Source organism: Fimbriimonas ginsengisoli Gsoil 348 (assembly GCF_000724625.1).
Taxonomy (GTDB): Bacteria; Armatimonadota; Fimbriimonadia; order Fimbriimonadales; family Fimbriimonadaceae; genus Fimbriimonas; species Fimbriimonas ginsengisoli.
Genome location: NZ_CP007139.1, coordinates 405,125 through 427,914 on the forward strand (window position 1 = coordinate 405,125; position 22,790 = coordinate 427,914).

The 22,790-nt window shown below is 61.2% G+C and carries 14 protein-coding genes; 2 read left to right on the forward strand and 12 right to left on the reverse strand.

The window, feature by feature from the left end; translation table 11 throughout:
• Window position 1: 1 nt before the first annotated feature.
• The 7 genes from OP10G_RS01915 to OP10G_RS01940 are packed head-to-tail and all read right to left on the reverse strand — an operon-like array spanning window position 2 to window position 9,203.
• Complete coding sequence (locus OP10G_RS01915; RefSeq protein ID WP_025227575.1) at window positions 2-2,116, reverse strand: ADP-ribosylglycohydrolase family protein; 2,115 nt, start codon at window positions 2,114-2,116, stop codon at window positions 2-4.
• Window positions 2,116-3,354: an HlyD family secretion protein gene (locus OP10G_RS01920; RefSeq protein ID WP_025227574.1), complete on the reverse strand. Its 1,239-nt coding sequence runs from the start codon at window positions 3,352-3,354 to the stop codon at window positions 2,116-2,118. Before OP10G_RS01920 ends, OP10G_RS01915 begins: the two co-directional genes overlap by 1 nt.
• Complete coding sequence (locus OP10G_RS01925) at window positions 3,351-5,153, reverse strand: ABC transporter ATP-binding protein (RefSeq protein ID WP_025227573.1); 1,803 nt, start codon at window positions 5,151-5,153, stop codon at window positions 3,351-3,353. The genes OP10G_RS01920 and OP10G_RS01925 overlap by 4 nt, the downstream gene beginning before the upstream one ends.
• Entirely contained in the window at window positions 5,150-7,108 is a 1,959-nt protein-coding gene (locus OP10G_RS01930) for an ABC transporter ATP-binding protein (RefSeq protein ID WP_025227572.1), read from the reverse strand. Before OP10G_RS01930 ends, OP10G_RS01925 begins: the two co-directional genes overlap by 4 nt.
• A 55-nt stretch (window positions 7,109-7,163) precedes the next feature.
• Complete coding sequence (locus tag OP10G_RS26645) at window positions 7,164-7,340, reverse strand: hypothetical protein (protein ID WP_158409114.1); 177 nt, start codon at window positions 7,338-7,340, stop codon at window positions 7,164-7,166.
• Window positions 7,337-8,161, reverse strand: a complete 825-nt coding sequence (locus tag OP10G_RS23790; RefSeq protein ID WP_025227571.1) for a prepilin-type N-terminal cleavage/methylation domain-containing protein — start codon at window positions 8,159-8,161, stop codon at window positions 7,337-7,339. Before OP10G_RS23790 ends, OP10G_RS26645 begins: the two co-directional genes overlap by 4 nt.
• 22 nt (window positions 8,162-8,183) lie before the next feature.
• Window positions 8,184-9,203 (reverse strand): LacI family DNA-binding transcriptional regulator, encoded by a 1,020-nt coding sequence (locus OP10G_RS01940; protein WP_025227570.1) that lies wholly within the window; start codon window positions 9,201-9,203, stop codon window positions 8,184-8,186.
• Window positions 9,204-9,767: 564 nt separating this feature from the next.
• On the opposite strand from OP10G_RS01940, the gene OP10G_RS01945 reads away from it, so the two are divergent.
• Window positions 9,768-11,285 (forward strand): patatin-like phospholipase family protein, encoded by a 1,518-nt coding sequence (locus tag OP10G_RS01945; protein WP_227625033.1) that lies wholly within the window; start codon window positions 9,768-9,770, stop codon window positions 11,283-11,285.
• A 22-nt stretch (window positions 11,286-11,307) separates the two neighbouring features.
• Window positions 11,308-11,730 carry a hypothetical protein gene (locus OP10G_RS01950; protein ID WP_025227568.1) on the forward strand — a complete coding sequence of 141 codons (423 nt, stop codon included), beginning with the start codon at window positions 11,308-11,310 and terminating at the stop codon, window positions 11,728-11,730.
• Here OP10G_RS01950 and OP10G_RS01955 read toward each other — a convergent pair.
• Genes OP10G_RS01955 through OP10G_RS01975 form a run of 5 tightly spaced genes read right to left on the reverse strand, consistent with a single transcriptional unit; the run spans window position 11,727 to window position 22,768 of the window.
• Window positions 11,727-12,290 carry a hypothetical protein gene (locus OP10G_RS01955; protein ID WP_025227567.1) on the reverse strand — a complete coding sequence of 188 codons (564 nt, stop codon included), beginning with the start codon at window positions 12,288-12,290 and terminating at the stop codon, window positions 11,727-11,729. The genes OP10G_RS01950 and OP10G_RS01955 overlap by 4 nt on opposite strands.
• A gap of 17 nt (window positions 12,291-12,307) precedes the next feature.
• Window positions 12,308-19,171, reverse strand: a complete 6,864-nt coding sequence (locus OP10G_RS01960; RefSeq protein WP_025227566.1) for a pYEATS domain-containing protein — start codon at window positions 19,169-19,171, stop codon at window positions 12,308-12,310.
• The gene (locus OP10G_RS23795) at window positions 19,168-20,340 is read right to left on the reverse strand and encodes a VWA domain-containing protein (protein WP_025227565.1); all 1,173 of its coding nucleotides are present in this window, start codon (window positions 20,338-20,340) and stop codon (window positions 19,168-19,170) included. Before OP10G_RS23795 ends, OP10G_RS01960 begins: the two co-directional genes overlap by 4 nt.
• A complete protein-coding gene (locus tag OP10G_RS01970) occupies window positions 20,337-21,275 on the reverse strand; it encodes an AAA family ATPase (protein ID WP_025227564.1) in 939 nt (312 codons plus the stop codon). The genes OP10G_RS23795 and OP10G_RS01970 overlap by 4 nt, the downstream gene beginning before the upstream one ends.
• Complete coding sequence (locus tag OP10G_RS01975) at window positions 21,272-22,768, reverse strand: toll/interleukin-1 receptor domain-containing protein (protein ID WP_025227563.1); 1,497 nt, start codon at window positions 22,766-22,768, stop codon at window positions 21,272-21,274. The genes OP10G_RS01970 and OP10G_RS01975 overlap by 4 nt, the downstream gene beginning before the upstream one ends.
• Between the last annotated feature and the right edge of the window lie 22 nt (window positions 22,769-22,790).

The window sequence follows — 22,790 nt, forward strand, 5'->3', positions numbered from 1 at the left end:
TTCAAAGAGGCGACACCCCCGGAGTTCCCGCTCCCAGGCAGCCGGCTTCGACCACGAAGCCACCGGCCCCCTCGGTAAGCGGTCGGTCACGATCGGTCACCGAGAGGATCCATTGGCCGTCGATCGACGCTCGGATGGTGTCTCCCTCCGCCTCGATAACCACCTGGTAATCCCGAAAGGGCTCCCAGTCGAACTTGCCCGAGACCAGCGTTCTTCGTCCGTCGAGTGCCTTGTCGATGCGAACTTCGCCCCGGTCCCCGAAGACGAAAGCGTAGTAGCGACGCAGCCCCTGGACCCGAATCGCAACTCCCCCCGAGACCGCCATCCGGGGGGTGAGGCGAACCGAGAGCCGGTAATCCCGCCACTCCCGCGCCCCTTGCGTAAGCAGGCCGATACCCTCGCTGTGGGTCAGGAATTCGTACGCGTCTCGTTTGTATTCCCAGCGGTCGAGCGACTTCGCCCACGCCCGTGCCCACATCGTCCCTTCGACCGGGGGCCACGAGGTGCGGGGAACGCCGTTCCAATCGACCCAATCGACGTAGATCTCCCCTCGATCTAGTTCGAGGCCCACCTCGTGGATCGGGTAACCGCCGGTATCGGGAATACGCCAATCGAGCTCGCGAACGTCCCCCGGCCGCAGGTGGAACTCGGGGCCGGCGACCGAGATCGATTCGTCCTCCCGGTCGTAGTGCGAGAGGACGAGACGCCCGCTGGCAGGCTCGCCGTTCGCTTGGATCCGAATCTTCAAAAGATGGCCCGAGTACAGAGTTGGATTCGCAACCAGCACATATCCAGTGACCATATCCTTCGTATCGGGCGGAATGAAGGTCGGTGTAGTCGCTCGGATCGGGCGAGCGCCGGGAAGGGAGCGCACTAGCAAGGCTCCCGGCATCTCCGAGGCTTGTTGAACGGCATTTCGCACGTAACCGCGCTCCGCGTCGGGTCCCCTTCGCCACCCCTGCACGCTGCCGGGCAGGGCGAAATGGAATCGCCGCCCCGCTTTCGGCGCAATCGGATCGAGGCCGATCAAGGCGCGACCGGCATTGGCGACCCGTATCGCCTCGGTAGCGGCGTCCGTAATCGCCCTTCCACCGTCGGCGGAGGGGAGATAGAGCCGGTCGGCGACCGGGCCGCGCCAGTCCCGTCCGCTCAATCCGCTCAACCCGTTCCGCACCCCCAGAATCGCCCCAAGGTTGCCCGAGTTGCAATCGGTGTCCCAGCCGCAGGTGTTGACGATCGCCATGGATCGATCGAAGTCGCCGGCGCCATGAAGCAGGGAAAGGATGATCAGCCCGTGGTTGGGCACGATGTGGCAGTTGCCGACGAAACGGTCGTAGCCGTACTCGGCGGCCAAGCGCATCCGATTCTCCCGCCAATCCGGCTCGGCGGCATGCCACTCGCGCAGGTCGTCGATAAGTTTCCGGATCGTGCAGTCGGCGGGAATGTGCCGAAGCGCCTCGTCCAAAAGACGGTCGATATTCGTCTCGACGAAGGCGTGGGCGACCAGGACGGCGATGACCTGGGCTCCGTAGATCGCCTCCCCGTCGTGACTCACGCTCGCGGCTCGCCGCGCCAAGCTCGCGGCCTGAGCGGCGTTGCCGGGGGAAACCAGCCCCCAACCGTCGATAAAGATCTGCCCGCCGATCTGCTCGGCGACGATTTGAGAATTCAGCTCGCAAGAGCCGCTCGCGGGAGCCGCCACCCCTTGCTTCAACCGAAGGTAAGCGGTGTGCTCCGTCGAATTCCCCATGCCGCCCCACCAAAGGATAGTGGTGCGCTCGATGAGATAGTTGAGCCAGGTCTGCCCGATCTGGGCCGCCGTGAGTTCCGGATCGAATCCGTAATCCTCCAGCGCTCGGAGAAACGTGAACGTGCCGGAGATATCATCGTCGGTGACGATGAGGCGGCGGCCGCGCTCCTCGTGGATGTAGTACTCGACCTGCCCGAACTCCTCGCGAATCCGCTCGTAGCTCCAATTCTCGACCGGACGGCCCAGGTAGACGCCGATCAGTTTCCCGAGAACTCCCGCATAGACCCGCTCCAGATACAGAGCGTGCCCGGCGTCCGGAACCGGAGCAACCAGGGATGGAAGGGCGGAAGAGAGGTCGTTGAGCATTACGATTTACGGAGAAGGAGGAGGGCGATGGCTCGGCGGCCGGTGCGCAGCTCGACGTGCGCGGTAACCGGCTTCCCGGCCCGGTCCGCCTCGCGTACGGCGTCGATGAGGAAGCTCGGGGGCGAGAGAACTTTCAGTTGAGCCTCGAAGGTGCGAGTAAGCGAGGCCCCGTTTAGGACCGTCGAGTTGGCCCCGTCGGCTTGGGTGGCCTTCAGCTTGACGACCATGTGCACGTCGCCCGGCGTCCCAAATTGAGCGACCGATCCGTCCAAACGGCGGACCGATTTCCCGCCGACTGCGGACGTCACCGCCGCACGGGCTTGCTCCGCGACATCCGCCGGGAGGTCGGCCACTTGGACGGTCGCGGACGGGGAACCTTCCACGACCTGCGCCTCGACCGCGTAGCCGCTGGGCGGATCGAGAGGAACCGCGTGATTGGCGTCCCCTCCCGGCCGCGGATGAACGGAAGCGTCCACCTGAACCTCGGAGACGTCGCTCACCTTGAGCGGGATGTCGTCGCGCAGGCGGACCTCGGCCCCGGCTAGGCGTTTGGCCAATAGCTTCTTCAGGCCGTCGCCGAGAAGCTTCCCGCTAATCGAGTCGGTACCTCGAAAAAGCGTTCCGCCATCCGGCTCAATGACGATGGAGCTAACCCGGGCCATCTGTCCGACTTTGGCTTGCGGAATGGTCTGCCCGCTTAGGCTTGCCGTGAGCCGAAGATCGCGATAGTCGACGACCCTGGCGATCTCAGCCTTCGGATCTAGGGTCTTCGTTAAGTTCGCCGCGTCGATACGCACCGTGCCGGCGGCAATCGCGGAAAGAGTTTGGACCGGTGGGCGAGGATAAAGAGACGACAGGCGCTTCACCTCATCCGTTTGCCCCACCTTGGCGGCGAGATCCTGGACCGCTTGCCACGCCTCGTACTGCTGAATGGCGGCCGGGCCTACGACAACCTCCACGAGCGGCTGCCCCTTTTTCACCTCGTCAAAGTCCTCGACGAGGGCGCGAACGATCCTCGACGAATCGGAGACCGAGAGCGGTTGCGCGAACGGCTGGATCGCCACCTTATCGGCCGTCACGAGGTCGTCTACCTGATAGTTAAAAGCGTAGATAAAGGCAGCGAAGACGCCGAAGACCAGCAAATAACCGGCAAGCTCCAACCCGCGCATGTACTTTGCGTAGAAGCGGCGCTTGAGGCGGTTTTGAGTCCGCCAATCCGGCGGGAAGACCTGTTTCACGAATGGGCTCCTTGTAGCGAAGGTTCGGAAGGCATGGCACGGTAGAGGCGCTGCATCTCCTGATACAGCCCGCCGCGAACGATGAGCTCGGCGTGGGTTCCCCGCTCGACGACCCTGCCCGCGTCGAGGACGATGATCTCGTCGGCGTCCGTTACCGTGCCGAGTCGGTGGGTGACCATCAGAGTCCCCCGGTTGGCGGAAACGCGGCGGAGCGTCTCCATAATCTGTCGTTCCGTTTCCGCGTCCAGGGCCGCCGTCGGTTCATCCAGCAAGAGCAAGGGCGCGTCCACGAGCAGCGCCCGGGCGATGCCGATCCGTTGACGCTGGCCAACCGATAGAGCCTGGCCGCTGTCGAGATCTTGCTCGAGCCGGTCGGGCAGCGTTTCGAGCCAAGGACCCAGCTCAACCGACTCCAAGACGGTCTGCATCTCCTCCTCGGTAGCCGTCGGTTTCACCACCCGGAGGTTGTCCGCAAGAGAACCGCCAAAGATGAAAGTCTCCTGCATGACGGTGGCGCATCGGTGGAGATAGGTCGTCCGGTCCACGTCCCGCAGGTCTTGGCCATCCACGAGCACCCGCCCTTCCGATGGGTCGTGGTATCGAAGCGCTAGGCCGAGAAGCGTGCTCTTCCCCGCTCCACTGGGACCCACCACCGCAACCCGCCGGCCCGGTTCGACGGTAATCGAAACGCCACTGAGAACCGCTCCCAGCCCTTCTCTCTCGAAGCCGACCGAGTCGAACACGATCCGGCCGGAGAAGCCGTCCATCTTGGTGGCGCCCGGCTTGTCTTGAACCGCGGGCTCGGCTTGCAGAATTTGCATCATCCGCTCGGCGGAGACCATCGTCTGCCAAATCCAGCAGGCGAAGTTGACGATCCGTTCCAGCGGGTAGGAAAGGCGGCCCAGATAGGCGATCATCGGCACCGTCATTCCCAGCGTCATCTGCCCGAGGATCACTTTGCGGGCGAGGTACAGGTAGATCGTCGTGGTCTTGACGTACGGCAAGAGCTTCTGCGTCACGAACTCGAACCCGACGAGAATCAAGTACCCCTGGGCCGAGATCCGCTGGAGGGCGACGCTGGTCTTTCCATTGCGGCGAATCTCGCGCCGAACCCGCCCCAAACTCTTGATCACGCTAAAAGAAGAAGCCGCCTGCAAAATCCCCGCGTCGCGAAGCTCGCAGAAACGCAAACGCTTGCGGTCCAAAACCCGCCCATAGTGGGTGACCCAAACGAACAATATCGTCCAGGGAATTAGGAACGCCAACACGAGCGCGGTAAGGAACGGGTCGACATAGATCGCGGCGGTAAGGATCAGCGCGAACTCGACCAGCATCGTCAGGGTCGGCAGAATCCTGACCAGCATGTGGGCCACCCGATCGGCGTCCGTGGTGACGCGGAACTGTTGCTGCCCGACCGGAATCGACTCGACGGTGTCGAGCGAAAGGCGCTGCAAATGCCCGTACATCCGGCGACGGAGGTCGAGTCCCAACCTGAGCTCGGTCACGTTGTAGAGGAAGTTCCGGAGCCCGACGAGCAGGTAGGCGAGCAACGCTAGCCCGGCAACGCTAGCCGCGATCGTCGCCACCTGGCCCCAGTTCCGTTGCGGAAACGCCTGATCGATAACGGTTTTGCCGAACCACGGGGTCGCGAGGTTGATCAGCACGACCGAGATGTCGATCAGACACACGAGGAGCATCCGCCGCAGGTGCGGCCTCAGGAACGGAAGCACGAACAAGAACGCCTTCCAAGCGTTCTTCCGGTACCCGAACCCCTGGTTCAGCGCTTCTCTTTCGGTCAAGCCCTTCCTCCGACCGCGGCCTCGCGCGACTGCTCGATCCAGAGATTCCGATAAAGTCCGTCCGCTTCGACCAGCTCTCGATGGGTTCCCACTTGTACGATCCGGCCCTCGTGCATCACCACGATCCGGTCGCAACCGACCACCGCCTTTAGCCGATGGGCGATCGAGAGAATCGTCATCTTCTCCCGAAGGCCGTCGATCGAGCGCAGGACCGCATCTTCGGTGCGCGGGTCGAGGCTGGCGGTGGCCTCGTCCAAGATCAAGATCTTGGGGCGGCGCACGAGCGCCCTGGCGATGCCGATCCGTTGGCGCTCGCCCCCGGAAAGCGAGCCCCCTTCTCCAATTTCGGTATCCACGCTGTCCGGGAACTTCGCCGCGAATTCCATCACGCCGGAGAGCTCCAACGCCAGGGCCACATCATCGTCCGTCGCCCACGGATTACCAAAGAGGACGTTGTCGGCGATCGTGCCTGAATAGAGGTAGGTGAGTTGCGGAACCGTTCCCACCTGATCGAGCAACCCTTGGAGCTGGACCTCCCGAACGTCGTGCCCGTCCACCCGGACGTACCCGGAGTCGGCGGCATGAAGGCGGAGCAAGAGCGAGACGAGCGAGCTCTTCCCCGCTCCGCTTGGACCTACGATGCCGACGAACTCGCCGGGATGGACGACGAGATCGACGCCACGCAGAGCCGGTCTTCCCTCTTCATAGGAGAAATGAACGTTCTGGAAGCGGATCTCTCCCCGCATCACGCCCATCTTCGGCGCGCCTGGGCGGTCTTCGAGGGTCGCCTTTTCGTCCAGCGTTTCTAGAATGCGCTTGCCCGGTACGAGCTGCATCTTTACGAGTTGGAGGAGCTGGACCAGGTTTTCGAGCGGCGCCTGCGCCGACTCCACCAGAAGGAAGGTGGCCACCCAGTCCCCGATCGTGGCCCGTCCGGTCATCACCCGCCACGCTAGATATGTATAGATTAAGGCCGAGAAGGCCCACTTCATCCCCATCTGCAGTACGTTCTGGGCGAAGACCATCTGGAACGCCTGCTGGATTCCCCGGCGGCGGGTGGCGGTGGCGGCGCTCTGGTATTTCGAGCGTTGGTAGCCGAGCCGCCCAAACGCTTTCAGAGTCCGAAGGCCGGCGATGCTGTCTCGGAGGACGCCGCTCTCATACTCCGTTCGCGCCTTCACCGAGAAGGCGGTCAGGCGGATCCGGTCGAAAGCCCGGCGCGAAAATAGGGTGAACGGAACGATGTAGGCGACCAGCAGCGCGCTGAGGACCGGGTCGATCAGGAACAGCAACGCGACGCCCCACGCCAATGCGTAGATCGTCTCTACGATCATCGGCGTCGTGCGGGTGATGAGCCCCATCATCCCCGGGTCGTACGGATCGACGTCGTTGGAGTAGGTAGCGATCGCCACCTCTTTGCTGTCCTGAGGCGCTTGGCCCGAAGCCGTCGGCACCGGGGCCCGCCCAGCGACCCGGAACATCGAAACCATGTCGCCAGTCGCCCGAAAAAGGTGTTCGCCGGGAGATCGGCGGCTCAAAAAGCTGAGCGGCAACCGGTGGAGATGGCGATAAAACGCGAGCCGGAGATCGAAAGTAGACCGCATAGAGCAGTACCACTCGAGCACCTCCCGCCAGGTCGAGAGGATGGCGCTCGCGAGCCAAAACGCGGTCTGAAGCGCGACGATGCGGAGCACCGTTCCCCAACGCTCGTCGGCGGTCAGGTTGGTGGCGAGCAAAGCCCGGTTCGTAACGTCGCGAGTTAGGAAGAGCGCGAACTGTCCCAGCGGCACCGCGAAAAGCAGCAGCGCGATCCCCAGGATGAACTTGCTGCGGTAGGGCCGAACGAATCTCCAGAACCGCCCAATGAGTTCCCACGTCTCGCGAAGAGAAAACGACGGCTCGGATGCGGCGTCGCTCGTTAGCTCTCTCGGGTCGGCAGCTTGGCGGGAACTCATTGCGGCGGAAACGGACTCCGCCCGAAGGAACTCGGGCGGAGAGGCGATGGGCCGGTCAAGGCTGATGCGGCGCGCGATGGTCCGGGTCTAGCAGCCGCTCGGCCGAGACCTTAGCCGGATCCACCTGAGGCGGAGCCTTCGCGAACGTAGCAAAAGCAAAGTATCCAATGACCAAGGCGAGGGCGACGGCGATGCCTACGATGGCTCCCTTCGGTACCTCGGCGTTCTTCATTGAGAAGCCTTACACCAAGTTCCCCAGAACGTCGTATCGAACGGCATGTTCCCGACCTCGGTTCCCGGACCGTAGGCGCAGGTGTTCGCCGCTCCGGCAGTCGCGTTGAGGATCATGACCTTCTTCATCGGGACCTTTCCGGCATGGCCGTCGCCGTAGGAGACGACGATCTGCTCCCGGTGAAACCCCTTGGCGGCGGCATATACGCGGTTGAACCGGTTCCGATTCGGGTCGGTCTGGGTGGACGTGATCGGGCACGCCGCCTCGTCGGTATTGAACCGCCAGCCGAGCGACGGGTTCGTTTCATCCGCGGTGATCGCATAGGCCTGTCGCTTGGCGATATCCTCCTGAGCCGACATAACGCGATAGGTGCGGTTAAACGTGATCGGGTCCTCGAAGCTCGACCAGCCGTTCCGATTGAGGGTGAGGGTTACGAGAGACTGCCAGGAGACGTCGGTGCCGGTGTCCGTCTTGACCGTAGTCCCGCGGGCGGCGTCGAAAACGAGCGCGTTGCTCTTGATGTAAGGCTTCACGATCTCGTACCAACCCGCTTTGCCGCTCGGGCTCCAGATGCCGCCCGCGCCCGGATCGGTCTTCGGCACATTGAACTCATGCGGGTGCACGACGTCGTCGTAATCTCCCGAATAGATCATTGCCGCGGTTCCGATCTGCTTGAGATTGGACAGGGTCGCGGTGGTCTTGGCGGCTGCCTTGGCTTGGGCGAAAACCGGGAAGAGGATGGCGGCGAGGATCGCGATGATCGCGATGACGACGAGGAGCTCTATGAGCGTAAAGGCTGAATTGCGAGAGGAGTGCTTCATGGCGCTTCGTTGCGAATAAGAATTAGGAGGTCTCGCCGAGCGAAAACTCCACGGGGAGAACGGTAAGACTCGGGACCTCTCGGCCTTCGAGACGATTGACGAGGAGATGAACCGCGCCCTGGGCAACGTTCGACCAGTAGGCGCGGACGGTAGTAAGAACTTTTGCCGGCTCGACCGGCGACTCGATGCCGTTGAACCCGACGATGGCGAGCTCATCCGGAACGGCGATGCGATTCCCCTTGCAGTAGGCAAGGAGGGCGTGGGCGCTCGGATCGCCCCAGCAGACGGCGGCCGTAATGCCGAGCTCCCGCCGCCGGGCGATGAGGTCCGCTTCCGCTTCCTCCACCCGGCCGCGCCAATCCGAAGTTCGGCCCACGAACGTGGTCATGCCGAGTTCGGAGGCACGAGCTTCGAACGCCCGCTGGCGACGTGAGGCGGAGTCCGATTCCCCCGGACACGCCCGGTAAAGCACCGTGCGATGCCCTTTCTCGTGAAGATGATTGGCGATCGCCGTCGAACCCGCCGCGTCGTCGGCGACGATCGAGGGAATCCCTTGGATCGCGTCGGTCATCGCGATCACCGGGAGATTGGACCCCCTGACCCGCGAGACCAACGGATCGCCCGGAGCCGCGATCAGGACGACCCCGTCGATCTTGCCGCCCGTAAGCTCACCGAACACCTCGTCCACGCTGTACCGATGGAAGGAGTAGTGGATCATCAGATCCTTGTTGCAAGCTTCGCATCCCCGCTGGAGTCCGGTAAGCACCTCGGCGTGGAACGGATCGTGCGGCTCGAGGTGTCCGTAGCCGAAGTAAAGCCCGAGGATATTCGTCGAGCTCTTTCTCAAAGCTCTGGCCAGAACATTGGGCGTATAGCCCATCTCTCGGGCGGCTTCCAAGATCCTCTCTCGGGTCGCCGGCGAGACGCGGGTGTTGGATTTCGAGCCGTTCAGAACGACGGACACGGTGAACGGACTGACGTTCACCCTCTCCGCCACGTCCTTCAGCGTGACGCTCTTTGTTGTCCCATTCCTCGCGATCATCGAATTCCCAGCGCTTTGACCAAACCTTTAGTGAGGCTAGACCAAGCGATTGGTCTCATCATAACACAGGGCATTTCGATTGTCGAAAAAACTTCCGAATGACTGGTGATAATGCGGAGTTCTCCGCCACCCCGGGCAGCTGCTCTCCAGTGCGCCCCCTACGTCCGAAGGACGTGTAGCCGCAGGTTGGCTCGTACCTGCGTTGAGCCCCCCAACGATCCACAAGTTTGGTCAAAGGGCGAAACGCTCCCGCGCAGGTACGAACCAACCTGCGGCTACAACGCTTCGCGCTATCTATTCCCCTATCCCGGCGTTGCCAAAACCGTATTAGTAGACAATAATCTACTAACATCGACTACAATAGAAACGACGCACCCAACTCCAAGCGCGTCAAAGGCAAAAAAAGAAAAACCACGGAACGAACCCAGATTTGAACCTGGCAGCAACCAAAACGAACCCAGGGAGCGGGTTTCAGGGCCGAAGACCCTGCTCAAGACCAACCCCAAGACTTTCCAATATTAAAGTCCCACAAAACAACCAATTACGCTCTATACTCGTTGTATCGTGTCTGAAACAAAATGGTTAGCGGTGTCTTCAAACGGAGCGGTGGCGCTGGGGTCTTACGAGGCCGGGGTACTTGCTCAAATCTATGCGGATGTCGCCGCCCTAAATCAGCACTCGGGTGAGCAAGTCGTCGGCATCGACGCGATCGCGGGTGCGTCGGCGGGAGCCGTCACCGGAGCCCTCCTGGCCCAGGCCATCGCCACCTCCGCCAGTTCAGACTGGCTGACCGGCCGACTCCTTAAGGCCTGGGTCGAAGACCTCAACGCGGATACGCTGCTCGGAAAAACCGACAACGCCTCCCACTCCCTTTTCGATCCAACCGCGTTCGACGTCATCGCACCCGAGGTGCTCATGTCGGACGACGAGGTCCGGAGCGCCTGCGCGGGACGCGAGGTCCCGACGGTCGCCCTTTGGATCGCATTGACCAACGTCGGCGGCATCCCCTACACGATCCCGGTCTCCAACGGCGAGGTCATCGCCAGCCTTTACGCCGACTACGAGCCGTTCCTCATCGAGAAAGGGATTCCTCATCGGGCTCCGCCCATCGAGTCGCTGAAGTCGGATGCCCCGGACACCGGCATGCCGCTAAGTTGGAAAGAAGTGGAACTGGCCGTCATCACTTCCGGCGCGTTCCCGTTCGCTTTCAAGAACCGCATCTTAGAGAGGGACCTCGACAACTACCCGGATGCCGTACGTCCGGCCGACGGCTCGGCGAAGGTCAAATTCAACTACACCGACGGAGGCGTAATGAATAACAACCCTCTCGGCAGGGCGATCGACGCCGCTTCGTTCCAGGAGAAGTTGAGCGGCCATCGAGGTCCGCGAACGTTCCTCATCATCGAGCCGGACCCTTCCACCGCCCAGCAGGCACAGGCCAACCTGGCCAAGGTGAAAAACACGCTCGATCCGAATGGAATGCCGCCGCTACAACTTGGCGCCTCCCTAATCAACGCTTATTTCAATGAGGCGATGTACCGGGACCTCGCCACGGCGACAAAGACGAACCAGCGCCTCCAAGCCCTCAACGACACTCTTCAGGCGCTCGCCCTGCCCGACGAAGAAGCAGATGCGATTCGTAAGGCGGTCGGCATGGACTACAAGAAGGTGATCGAGATCGACCGGATTCCCGGCGTCGCCCGGCTCCACCCGCTGGCTGGATCGTTTGCGGGCCACTTTGGCGGTTTCTTCGATCGGCGGTACCGCGTCCACGACTTCGCCGTCGGCTGCTTGGAAGCCAGAAACTGGTTCAAGCGCTGGTACCCCGGCGCGGACGGGCTCAAGCCGGTGCTGGAGAGCAAGCTGGCCGAAGGGGTTTCGCCGGCCACCGTCGATCCGGGCGGCTTCGGCGGCATCGATGACAAGGCGCTCGGGCATACGAAGGACAAGGTGGCCGACCGGGTGGAGTCGCTGGTAGAGCACGCGCTCAAAGCCGGTGGCCTGCTCGGCCTTTTGGAACGGCCTCTCCTCGCTCTGGGCCGTCACGTGGTTCGCGAAGAGTTGAACCGAGTAATGAAATAACCCTCACCTGTAAGGAGATTCCATGGATATCGAAGCAATCGTCGCCTTAATTTCGAGCCTTCACGGCCACAGCTTTTACGACCTCATCAAAGCGCTGCACGACCATGCCTTCCACGCGCTGCCCCCCGGGCGCTGGACCGTACAGGTCGACGCCGACAAACTCGGCCACGTGGTCACCGCCCACTCCCTGGGACTGGACGCCCAAGAGGGGGGCTGGGTGCAATGGACCTGGACCCAAGCCGCCGCTCCTCGCACCTTACGCGCCTCCGGCGCGAATCCGCACGCGCTGACCGTGACCGTCGACGGTAACGACAAAGACAACCCCCGAGTGGCCGCCACCACCGGCAGCGAAGGGCATTTCCCTCAGACCTTCTTGATCGTCCACGTAAAATTCGACGATGCCGAAGGCGCTCACGATTACCGTTTTGCGGGGAGGCTCGGCTAGCTCCTTTTGGCGAGGATAGCCAAGTTGTCGGCGGTCAGCCTAAGGTCGCGCTGGAGCGCGGCCAACTCGGTGCGGAACACCTCGTGTTGCGCACTGGGCAGCTGATCGCCTTCGAGCTGGATATGCCACTTGGCAAGAAATGCTCGCAGGCTTCCGTTTAGCATTTTGATGGCTACCTCGCCGAACGAGAGGTTTTCTCCCTGGGTGGCCGGCGGAGCCGACTTCAGCAGTTCTCGCGATGTTCCGTACAGCGCGTAGAGGGAATTGAGGGCGACCTTGTCGCTTCCCGAGCCGGGTTCCAGTGGCTGGGTCGAAATGCGGGTCATCAACTCGATATAGAGGCTCCAAGCCGCTTGACGCTCCCGCTCGTCGACCTCCAACTCGACCTCCCCGATATCGAACGGGAACTTCACCTTGACCTTCGACACCCGCATCCGGCTGCTCGCCTGATGGAATCGCAAGGCCATTACGACGATCCAGGCGAAGATGAGAATCCAAAGAAGCGGCCCCGCTTCGACCTTCATCTCCTTTCCTTCGTTGACCAGCGTGAACAGATTCAAATTACGATCTCCTTAGCCTAAACCTCGTGCCGCCCCGCCTTGCTCGGGGCGTCGAAGCTGAGATGATGAGACGCGGCCACTTGGGTTCCATCGCGGAACGTGATAATCATCCTGACCTCGAACGTTCCCCAACCTTCGGATCGCAAAGAAAAATCCGTTGAGGCATCCGTAGTCATCCTTACCGACAGCGCAAACGAATCGTGGAGGATGTAGCGCACGGACCGAACGCTTTGCACGAACTCAGGCGACTCATCTAGAAAGAGACGCCAGCGAAAACGGCCTCGAGGATCGTCAGACTTGACTTGGCGAGCCAAGTTGCCCACCTTAATGTTGCGCGTGGGAAGCTTCTTCCAGATGGCCATGGCCGCCAAAAGCATTTCGGCCGGTGTCTCGTCTTGCAGCCAAGTCAGCAGATTTCTTGAATAAGTGGCGTCCTTTTCCTTACCTTGCCAAACCAGGAGCAGTTCAGTAGTGTTTTTCGTGGTCCGGTATCGGTGAAACCAAGCTTCGCAATAAGACTGAACGTCTGAACTATCCGGGCTCACGGTAAGCCAGGCGATCAAAACACTCTCAGCTTCGCGATGCCTTGAAAACTGCTCCAACCAACTGAGAACATGGGACCGAACGGGTTCCCTTATGTACGTAGCAAGCAGCCACGCCGCAAGGACCTTGCCCGCCTCTAAATACGCGCCGTACTGGTCCAGCCAGGCCAGGAATGAGGCGAGCCGTTCCTCGCTGAGGCCGGTGCGTCCTTCTCGCATGCCCCGTTCGAGAAACTCGGTCCAAGCCTGTGCTTGTTCTTTTGCGATCTCGTCTCGGCGCTTTTCGCCTTCGAAAGCTCGTTCCAACCAACGCAACACCTGGGCGCCGTCATCGGTGGAACCGACCGCTCCGTGGACTACCGCCATGTTGTGATGTTCGCGACGGCTCGAGCCGGCGAAAATGATGCACGGCGGTATTGGACGGCTACGTTCGGAAAGCCCCGCCAGCAGTTTGTAGCCGGCAAGCCGGTCGGGGGGGCGTGACATGTCCGTAACGATCGCGTCGAACGAGTAGCTGTCGTACAGCCGCAAGGCCTGGTCGGTATCTAACGCTAGAGTCGTTATTGCCCCACTGTCAGTGCATCGATCCACTAGGTAGCGGTTGTTCCCTGGACGGTCGTCGACCCAGAGAATTCGCTTGCCCAGCCACGGCCGTCTTTCAGTAGGCGGCGCTTCCGCAAGTTGAAGCGCTTCTAATAAGGCCGATTTCCAAACCAATTGAGGCCGCTTCGGGGGCGCGTACTCGTCGAGGATCGATCGGACCGTTTGAACCACTCCCTCCACCGTCGGGATCGTTCCGCCTCGCGTAGACGAGAGGGCTTGTGCGAAGGCGTATGAGAGGTAGCCGTATCCAAGGACATGGCTTTCCTCGAGGTCTATCCCCAGCACGGCGCAACGCGTCAGTTTCTCCGCCACCGCCTCGATAAAGGGGGTCCTCCCCGCGTCCAGAACCACCAGCGCCCGTAACGACGGAAGGCGTTCCAACGCATCGTTTAGCTTGCGAAGGTCATATTTGTCTCGGTTGACGTCGATCCAAATCTGGTCGCCGTCTTCCTTGCCGAAGCCGTTGACGTGAACCAAAAAGAAGTCGTCCGGGCCACATTGGGAAAGAATTGAGTCGATCTCCGAAACCAGGACGTTTTCGGAGGGATCGTCCAAAGTGCTGACGGTAAATCCACGAGATCGAAGCGCCGCCGCCACGATTTCGTTATCGCGTCGCTGGTACTGGTAGCCAATGTCCCCGCTCACTACCAAGGCCCGCCATTGCTTCACCGGGCGGTCGATGATAGGCGCCGGAGGCGGAACATCCGTTTCGATCCGGCGGAAGTCCACCCGCGAACTACTTTCCGCATATGTCGCGAGGATCGGCAGGTTTGGGTGGAAAAGAACGCCGCCGTATAAGCCGGCGGTGCCGATTTGGAAGGAGGCGATCTCCTGCCACGACTCGCAATTCCAAATGCGAACGGTGCCGCTCAATTCTAGACTCGCCAGCCGCCGGTCGTCAGAGCTGAAGGTGACGCCGACGACGACATCTGTGTGGTCTAGGGTGGTGTTCGACTGCCGATCGATGTTCAGGATATTGACCGAATGGTCCGAACTGGCCGAGGCAAAGATCGATCCAGACCGGTTCCATGTAATGGCATTGACGGCCCCACGATGGACGACGGAAGGGGCCATCTGGTGAGAAAATCGTATGGCGCCGTTCTCATAGCCTACGGCACACCGGGCAAGCTTGGGATGCGCGGCTACGCAGATAGCTCCGCTATTGGGAGCCGTGTACATGACCTTGTATTCGGTCCCTTCGCGGTGATAGGCAACGGCTCCGTCCTTTCGACTGCACGCTACCGTGAGGTTGTCGGCGATGCCGATATCCTCGATTGGCCCGATAAGCGACCTCTCGTGAATGGTCCACTTGCCGGATTCCGGCTCGAAGAAAACCGGCCCTTCGGTCTCCAAACCGACCACCAGTCGGCGCATTCCTCTCCCTATGGCGACCGCTCGTGATCCCGGCGGCACGTGGAACCGGATCTCGCCGCTCGCCATAATTTGAGCAATTCGTTCGCCTCCGGCGACGACAAAATCGGAGCCATCTGGCGCCCACGCTCCGCCGGAGATTTGACAACCTTCCAGCGTGGCGGCGTTGGCAAACGGAGTTCGCAGGTCGCGGGCGAGCGCGCGAACCAGGGCAGTCGGCTCGTTGACCCGGGCGTCCCAGGGGTACGAGGAGGTCGTTGTGCCGAACGGACCCTCGTAGAGGATCGCCGGATGTTGGGGAAACTTGGCAACCAGGTCCTCGTAGCCGCGCTCCACGTCGTGATTCTTGTCCAAGTCAACGATGAGAACCGGTCGAAGCTCAGAGGCGGCTTCGACTTGAGCCTCAAAATCGAGGACGTCCGGCAACCGAAGGTCAACCCCGCAGTACCGCAAAAACTCCCATAGCCCGTGATCCGTCGCCAACTCTTCCCCGAGGCCAATCACGACTAAGCCCGACAAAGCCGCCGCCTCGGCGGGAGGATTCCACCGAACGAGATCGGCGTTTCTTCCCGGTTCGTGATGAATCAGTCCCGTGCCACCGGAGCGAAGCCACATGCCGACGTTATTCAGCAGCCCGAAAATGGTCAACGTGTCGAGCGGCCAGGTGTAAGCCTCCCCGGCGAAGGCTCGCCTTAGCCACTCAGTTAGGGAGGGAGCGCCGTCAACCGGAGGACCCATAAAGACGGTCGAGGCTCTTGGCAGAGATTTGGGCTGCATCGCAACCGGCTCGGTCGAATCGACGGTTACTAACAGCGAGTGAGAGACATCAAGTCCCATGCCGCGGATGAAATCCTCTAGCCGCGACCAAACTTTTCCGTCCGAAAAGCCAAGTCCACCCGCGGTGTCGAGTCGCACTGGGCCTCGAAGATGGACTAGCACCGGACCATTCGCTAATGCTTCCGCAGCACCGGAGAACAGTTGACGCATGGCCCCGGGCGAATAGCCCTCGCCGCCGAACCGCTGGACCACCAACCCCGTGGCTCGAAGCTGTCCCTCCAGGGTCTCGATCTCCGCGTCGTCCCGCTCCGCCGACCAGAGTAGCGCCGTGGTAGCGATCCCTTCGATGACAGGCGATCCTCTCCAGTCGTCTCCTTTGAGGGGAGAGTGGTCGCCGTAGGCTCTTGGGAGCGGGAAGAGCTTCGGCTCCGGGTTGCCGGCAACGGCGACCGCGACGATCGGCTCTTTCGGGTGAAAGGCAAGAATTCGATCGGTTTTCGGATCGAACCCTTCCGGTTCGAACGGGACTCGGTTTCCGGTGGCGATGTCGATCAGGCGGGAGCGGTCGTCGTCTTCTAGGAGCAGCGTCGCCCGATCGGGCGCAATCGTAGCACGGCGGACAAACTTCGGGCGAGTTTCTTCAAACGCTTCGGCAACCGATCCGTTCAAGTCAAAGGCCACAACCCGGCCGATTTCAGTTACAGCGAGGAACCACGACTGATTACGGGTCGGCAAGATCGCGACGACAGGGCCGCCGAGGTCGGAAAGAATTTGGTCGCCGCGCTGATCCTTTAATCGGATTGGTCGAACCGGACGGAGCAAGGCGTCCAGTGTTTGCTCGCCCAAATGATGGTAGGCACGGACCTCACCCAACATTGTCCCAATGACGGTGAACTGAGCCCTAATCAGGGTGGAGGAGGGTCGATCTCCAAAGACCGCAAATTCTGGACCACTAAGTCTCGGATCACCCATCGGCTCGGGCCCTTCGATGGATTTCAAAGTTGCGAACAAAGCAGACCGTCTTGTCTCACTGTTCCCGATGTTTTCCATGAGGTCGCCCGAAATCCAGAACATTGGGGCGTTCGGGGGCCAGCTAAGCGCGTGTACCAGGTGCTCTGCCCTTCGCGTGAGTTCTGGGTGAAGGATTCCGTCGTGAAACCGCAGAATACGCACCTCTCTTCCGGCGGCAACCGCAAGTTGAGTTCCATCCCGCGACCAAGCTGCTAAGGCCATCGGAACCTGACTTGCAGCCCCGACGGCCAAGGCAAGTAAGCTAGGGACGAGCGTGAGGTCGTTGGTAACATGCTCGTGCCCAGTGGCTCGCAGTTGCACCAGATCTTCGGCGTCTAGGAAAGGGTCAAATAGAACCGTTCGCTCTCCGAGAGGAGCAGGAAGACTGAGTGGTTTAGATCGCAACCCGATCCGATCGACACGAAGGGTCGCCACGGAGTCAGCCCCCTCGGTGCCTACCACTTCAATGCCTGCGCCGCCGAGCAAAATTCGGATCGAGTCGTCGTTTACCGCTTCTAGTCGAACTCGCGCACCGACCAGGGCCGGTTCGGCTCTGAAGGGAATCGCAAAGTCAAAATGGATAACGCCATCCCCTACTAGATTGATTCTTCCCTCCTGGTGCTCGACCCAATCGATCCACGTATTAAGAGATTGCCGCAGCGCAGTTCGGCCCGCCGGAAGATCCTGTCCTCGTAAACGGCGGACGAAAGCGGCTAAACCGAGATCGCTGACGTCGTCTCGCGATATTAAGCTTTGCGCTGGCTCTATGAGAACGAGTAGGGATCCTGCGTCCGGCGCGCCTCTGCGCAGCTCATCCAAACTAAAGCTCGCCTCGTGTACTGCTTGAGCGAAGTAGATACTCGCGCCCCGTCGAGTTGCATCTTGCGCCCGGATCGCGAGGGCCTTAGCCCTTTCCTCGGAGTCAATCGTTACCCTCCATCCGAGTCGTCGCAAAATGGGCGCGATCTCTTCGACGAGGGAGCCACCTGCCGAGGAAAGGAATGCCGCCCCCTCAAAGGAAGGACATAGGCGATCGACGTCGATGTCGTAGTAGCGAACCGTATCACCGCCACCCGTCCAAGCGGCAAGCCGAGACTCGGTGGGATGGAAACGGACACCACCGGTTTCATCGCCGGCTTCGATCGTCCATCGCCCGACTTCTTCCCACAGGTCGGTCCGCCAAAGGCACACGACTCCGGCTTGGTCCAGCGAGGCGAGGATTCGGTTATCGGGGCTGAAGGAGACGCTTACGACCGGGTTGAGGGGAGTTGCTGTGGAGCCCCAGAATCGGAAATCGTCGAGAGGCATGCTTCCCGTCGATTGTTCGTTCGGGCGCAGGTTTATTACGTTCGTGGAGTCGCGGGCGTAGATGCGAATCTCGCCGCTGGCGGAAGCCGCGGCCAAGCGGGTCCCGTCCGGATTCCACGCGAGATCGGTGATCGAATTGGAAGTAGAACCAACAGAGCGTCCGCTGACCCAACTGCCTCCGTGGCTCCCCGAGGGCAGATCCACGATTGCGTGCACGTTGCCACTGACATTTCCGAATGCGAGAGTGTTGCCGCGTGAAGCAAAACAGGTGACTCCCAATCTTGCGCCCGGCTCACCGAACCGGGTGCCTCTTTCGGCTAGGTATTCAACGATCGAATCACCGAAAATAATCTCCCCTCGATGCAGGACCATGGCGGTCGACTCGGAAACCGTCCGCACCGAGTCCGGACGTCTAAATCCAGACAAGTAGCGGGAGACCTGACCCGCCGGAGAGGTCCAGCATAACCGTTGTTCGCCGTCGAAGATCATTGACGCTACGGACGGCTCACCTTCGGCTCGCTGGGGAGAGCGGCCGGCTTCGTCGATTCTGAAGATCCCCCCCTCTCCTCCGGCCACGAAACTGGTGCCGTCCGGCGACCAGAGGCCGCACCTAATGGCTAGGCCAGGCATCGTTACCTCGACCGGGACCTCGCTCGGCTGAATCTCCTCCCGATCGTCCACCACTCTTGCCAAGGCGTCCATCTGCGGAACCGTTCCCGAGAGATGACGGGCCGCTTGAACGTAGTAGGCGCCGGAGGCGACGCCCGTTCCTTCCGGCAAGCGGGATAGGAGCTCGCTGATTTCCTTCGTCGCTTGGACTCGCCCGTTTGGCGTCACCGTGAGTGCGAACCAGCGCTGAAGCTCTTCTTCCTCTGGGGAAAAATAGAGGTGGCGGCGGGTGTAGTCGGCCACGTAGTCGAGGAGAAAATTCTGGAGTCGCTGGCCTTGCTCTTTGATGAGCGTTTCGGCTTCTTGGCGCAGGAGCCGTTGCACCGATTCGTGCATCGCGTACTGCTCGCGACCGGTCGGACGGCAGATGGACGGATCGAGGAGCAGATCGACGCCGATCTCCCAGGCCAGGGCACGGGTCATGAACCGTTCGCGCAGAAAGTGAACCAGCTCCGGGGTTAACAGAAAGGGAAAGGAGCAAAGCTGAGCCAACTCTCTCGCTGCGAGTTCCACGTCGGGCGCCGGGCTTCGCCGGGCGACCCGCTCTTGAAACGATTCGACCGCGGCAAGCGCCTCGTCCTTGTCTGCCAACGTTCTCAACCGCCCCTACCCCCTTTGGCGACCGAGCCGCGCAGGTACGCGATCGCCTGATTCAAGCCGTCCTTCGTCATAGGGAGCATCGGCACCCCGACCGCCACATAGCGGGCCGACGAGCCTTCCCACCGGTGGGCGGGCATCGGATTCAGCCACGCCACGTATCGAGTCTTCCGGCGGACCCGCGCGAGGAGCCGCAAGGTTGGCACGATCCGGCCATCGGTATCCAAACTCCCACGCGCCGCTCCCGCGTCGCTGACGATCAACACACCGCAATTCGGCCGACAACTGGCGAGAACCCGGTCGAACGACACCGGCTCGCGCAAGGTCGCCTGCTGGAAGACCTGATCCTGAAAAACATCGTGGAAGTAGAAGACCCGAACGTTGGCGATTCCGCTCTCCTCAACCGCCGCCGCGACGAGGTCTCTCGTCAGCCAGTGGAACGGGGCCATCGACCCTTCTTGATCCACCAGCATCAAGAGCTCGGCATCGTTTCTCTCCCGCCGCCGAAGGACCGGCTCGAGGAAGAAGCCCCGGTCGGCGGTGCGCCGGACGGTTTCGGGAATGTCGATGACGGAAGGGGCCCCGTAGTGACCGGGGCGACGAAACCGACGCCATGCGTGGATCATGCCGGCGCGGGGGACCGGACCCGCGGATGCCGCCTCCATCGCCCGGTCCCGGTGGTCGGGCACGGCGGCGGTTACCGGGTCGACCCGCGATTCGCCCCCTTGGCTCTCCTTCTTGGGTTCGGAACGCGCCTCGCGGCTCTCTTCCTCTTGAGGCTTTTGGGGTTCGTCGAGGGATTTATTCGTTTCCTCGCTAGTCGGCGTTTGCGCCAGTGGCGAATCCGCGGTTGTCGTGGGGCTGGAGGGATCCGCCTCCTTGCCTCGCGAGGAATCGGCGTTTGTTTGCGCCTCGACCCGGGGCCGGATTTCGACCCAGGTCTGCTGTAACTCTTCGACGTCGTCCGTCGACTTGCACCAGAGCTGTTCGGTCAGCCAGGCGAGCTCGAACCTCTCGCCGGTGGCTGGGTCACCTTGGGCAGCGGCGATCGCGTCGAGCAGATCCCGGGTCCCCAGCGAGCGATTGACCCGGCTGCGGAACGAGTTAAAGGCCAGCGTTAGGGCCTCTAAGTCGGAGATCGTGCTCGTATCCGCGGGCCGGGGGGTGCTCATGGCGTTGGCGGAGCAAGGGCGGGCCGAAGGTCGGATGCTACTTTGATCAGCACTTCCGGATAGGGAAGCTCACCTTCGCGAAGCTGGGCTTCCCATTTGACCAAACCGTCGTCGAACCCGTCGATGGCGTGTAGCCAATCGAGAAACTCGCTGGTACCGGGCTTCTTTTGGAGGTTCGGCAATCCACGAACCTTATCAAAACGCGTTGCCGCCTCCTCGGCCGCCGCCGGCGCGTCCTTATCGAATTTATTCTTCCAATGAATCTTTACGATCTGGCTAAGCTGCTCCTTCTCCGGAAAGCTTACGAATCGGTACAGACACCGGCGCAAGAAAGGGTCCGGTAGGTTTCCCTTTTCGCGGTTGCTGGTGATGATGTAGATCGGCTCGCATCCCTCGGCCGGTCCCAAATGCTCGCCAAGCTCAGGAATCGGGATCGCGCTTTCGCGGTCGATTACGTTCAGCAGGTCGTTGGCAAAATCGACGTCGGCTTTGTCGATCTCGTCGATGAGCACAACCGTCCGGGTATCGGTACGGCGGAACGCCTTTCCGATGGCGCCGTAACGAACGTAGTCGCTCGATCGGGCGGGGTCTCGGTCATTCGCCAACCCCTTCTTCTCCAACTGGACGTCGTGCAGCCGAAGAACGGCGTCGTACTCGTATAGCCCATCCTTCGCCCGGCTGCCCGAGGTGATGTTCCACCGCTCGATCGGAATCCCCAGTTCGTACGCTACCGCGTACGCCAGGCGAGTCTTGCCACAACCCGGCTCCCCTTCCAATAGAAGGGGCCGCTTGAGGAACATCGCCAGCCGAACCGCGCGGACGAGCTCCGCATCCGGAACATACGGCTCCGGCTTGCCGGCCGGGGGAGCCTCGGCATGCGCATCCGGCCGTTGTTTACCGACACCGGTGTAGGGAGGAAGTTTGGAAGTACTCATACGGCAACCATTGGAGAAAAGTGTGCGCTAAAGACCACTCTGCAGGCTTCGGGAAGCGAGTCGAGACGCCCGTCATCGCTGGCTTCGTGCAGGCTCTTACCGAGCCGCTCCGCATCCCCACTGGGAAAGTTGCATGTCTCGGTTAGCCAATCAACGAGGTCCTTTTCCGAAAACGGTTTGATGGCGAAAGTCGCCACCCTGGAGCAGTTGGATTGTTCGATTGAACAAGTGAGAGATGTTCGGTGTGGCTCGGCAAACGAATCGACCGACGTCAGGAGAAACACCAATCTCATCGCACTCGACGGCTGATTACCGAGAGACGTCAGAAGGTCCTTCCAGAACGTTTCGACAAACCAGTGAAGGACTTCGCCACTACTGGCGATCGTCCACCAACGAATATGGACCACGTGGAAAATTCCCTCGCCAACATCCGTAGCGATCGCCTTGATTACCTGCGATTGAAGAGCAGCGGCATCGTTTCCAGGATTCGGCACGTCGTACCGTTCCGCGAGCTTTGTTAGGACGGTCATGCGACTAATCGGCGCACCGACCAAGCTTATTTGGGGTTCAGGTACTACGTCGGGCCGCTTAAAGACCCCCCGGGCCTCAACCTCAAGACGTTGAAAACAGATATCCGCTCGCCTGCCTACGCTCCTTTCGGCCATCAGCAGGGCGGCTCGAACTTTCCGCCCGGGTTCGCCGATGACTCGAACAACAACCTCATTCAGGTTCTGAAAGTCCGCAAGATGGAGGTCACGGACATATCGGTCAATCTTCTCGGCGATTGACCGCTCGCGGGACTCTCGGTCGGCGATGCTGGAAGTCAGATCCCGGTCCACGACGGCTTCCGGATCACCATCTAGTTTCTCGGTGCAGGCAATCACGGCAGCGTCGGCCGGATCGATGAAAGCGTCGTACCAATGAGATGCCGCCGGATGGGCCGGTAAGACCGGATTCGACTTCACCGCGCGGGTTACAGCACTCGCGATCGCAGTAGCGACTCGCCGATAAGATGTCTTATCAGCCTCACCCTTAAGGAAGAGCAATCCGGACTTGGTGTACTGAGAATCGAAGCCGCCGTCCCAACCCCTAACCGATTCAAGCAGTCCGCCCGCACCTAGTTCCTCTCGATAGAACTCCGGATCCGCCCAGAGCACCGGGATGATCACTGGGGGCGATCCGTCCGCCCTCTTTGCGAATTCGAGGCGCGCTTTGAAGGTCAAGAACTCTTTTCGGCAATCCCGTTCATGAGCGAAGTAGGCCCCAGAAAGGACGCAGACGAAGCAGCGAGTCCGCTGCAACGCAAGTCCAATCTCACGCTTCCAATTGTCGCTTCCCCGGTCTCGGTCGAAGTAGGCCAGCGAGTCGGCACTCGGAACTCGATCCATCGACAGGTTGCTATAAACTTTTTTGCAAAGTTCGGACCGGAACTCCAAGAGATCCGCGTCGGCGTCGGCGCCGCTGTGGGAGAGGAAGAAGAGAGGTAGCTCCATCGATCGGTCCGAGTTTGAGGTT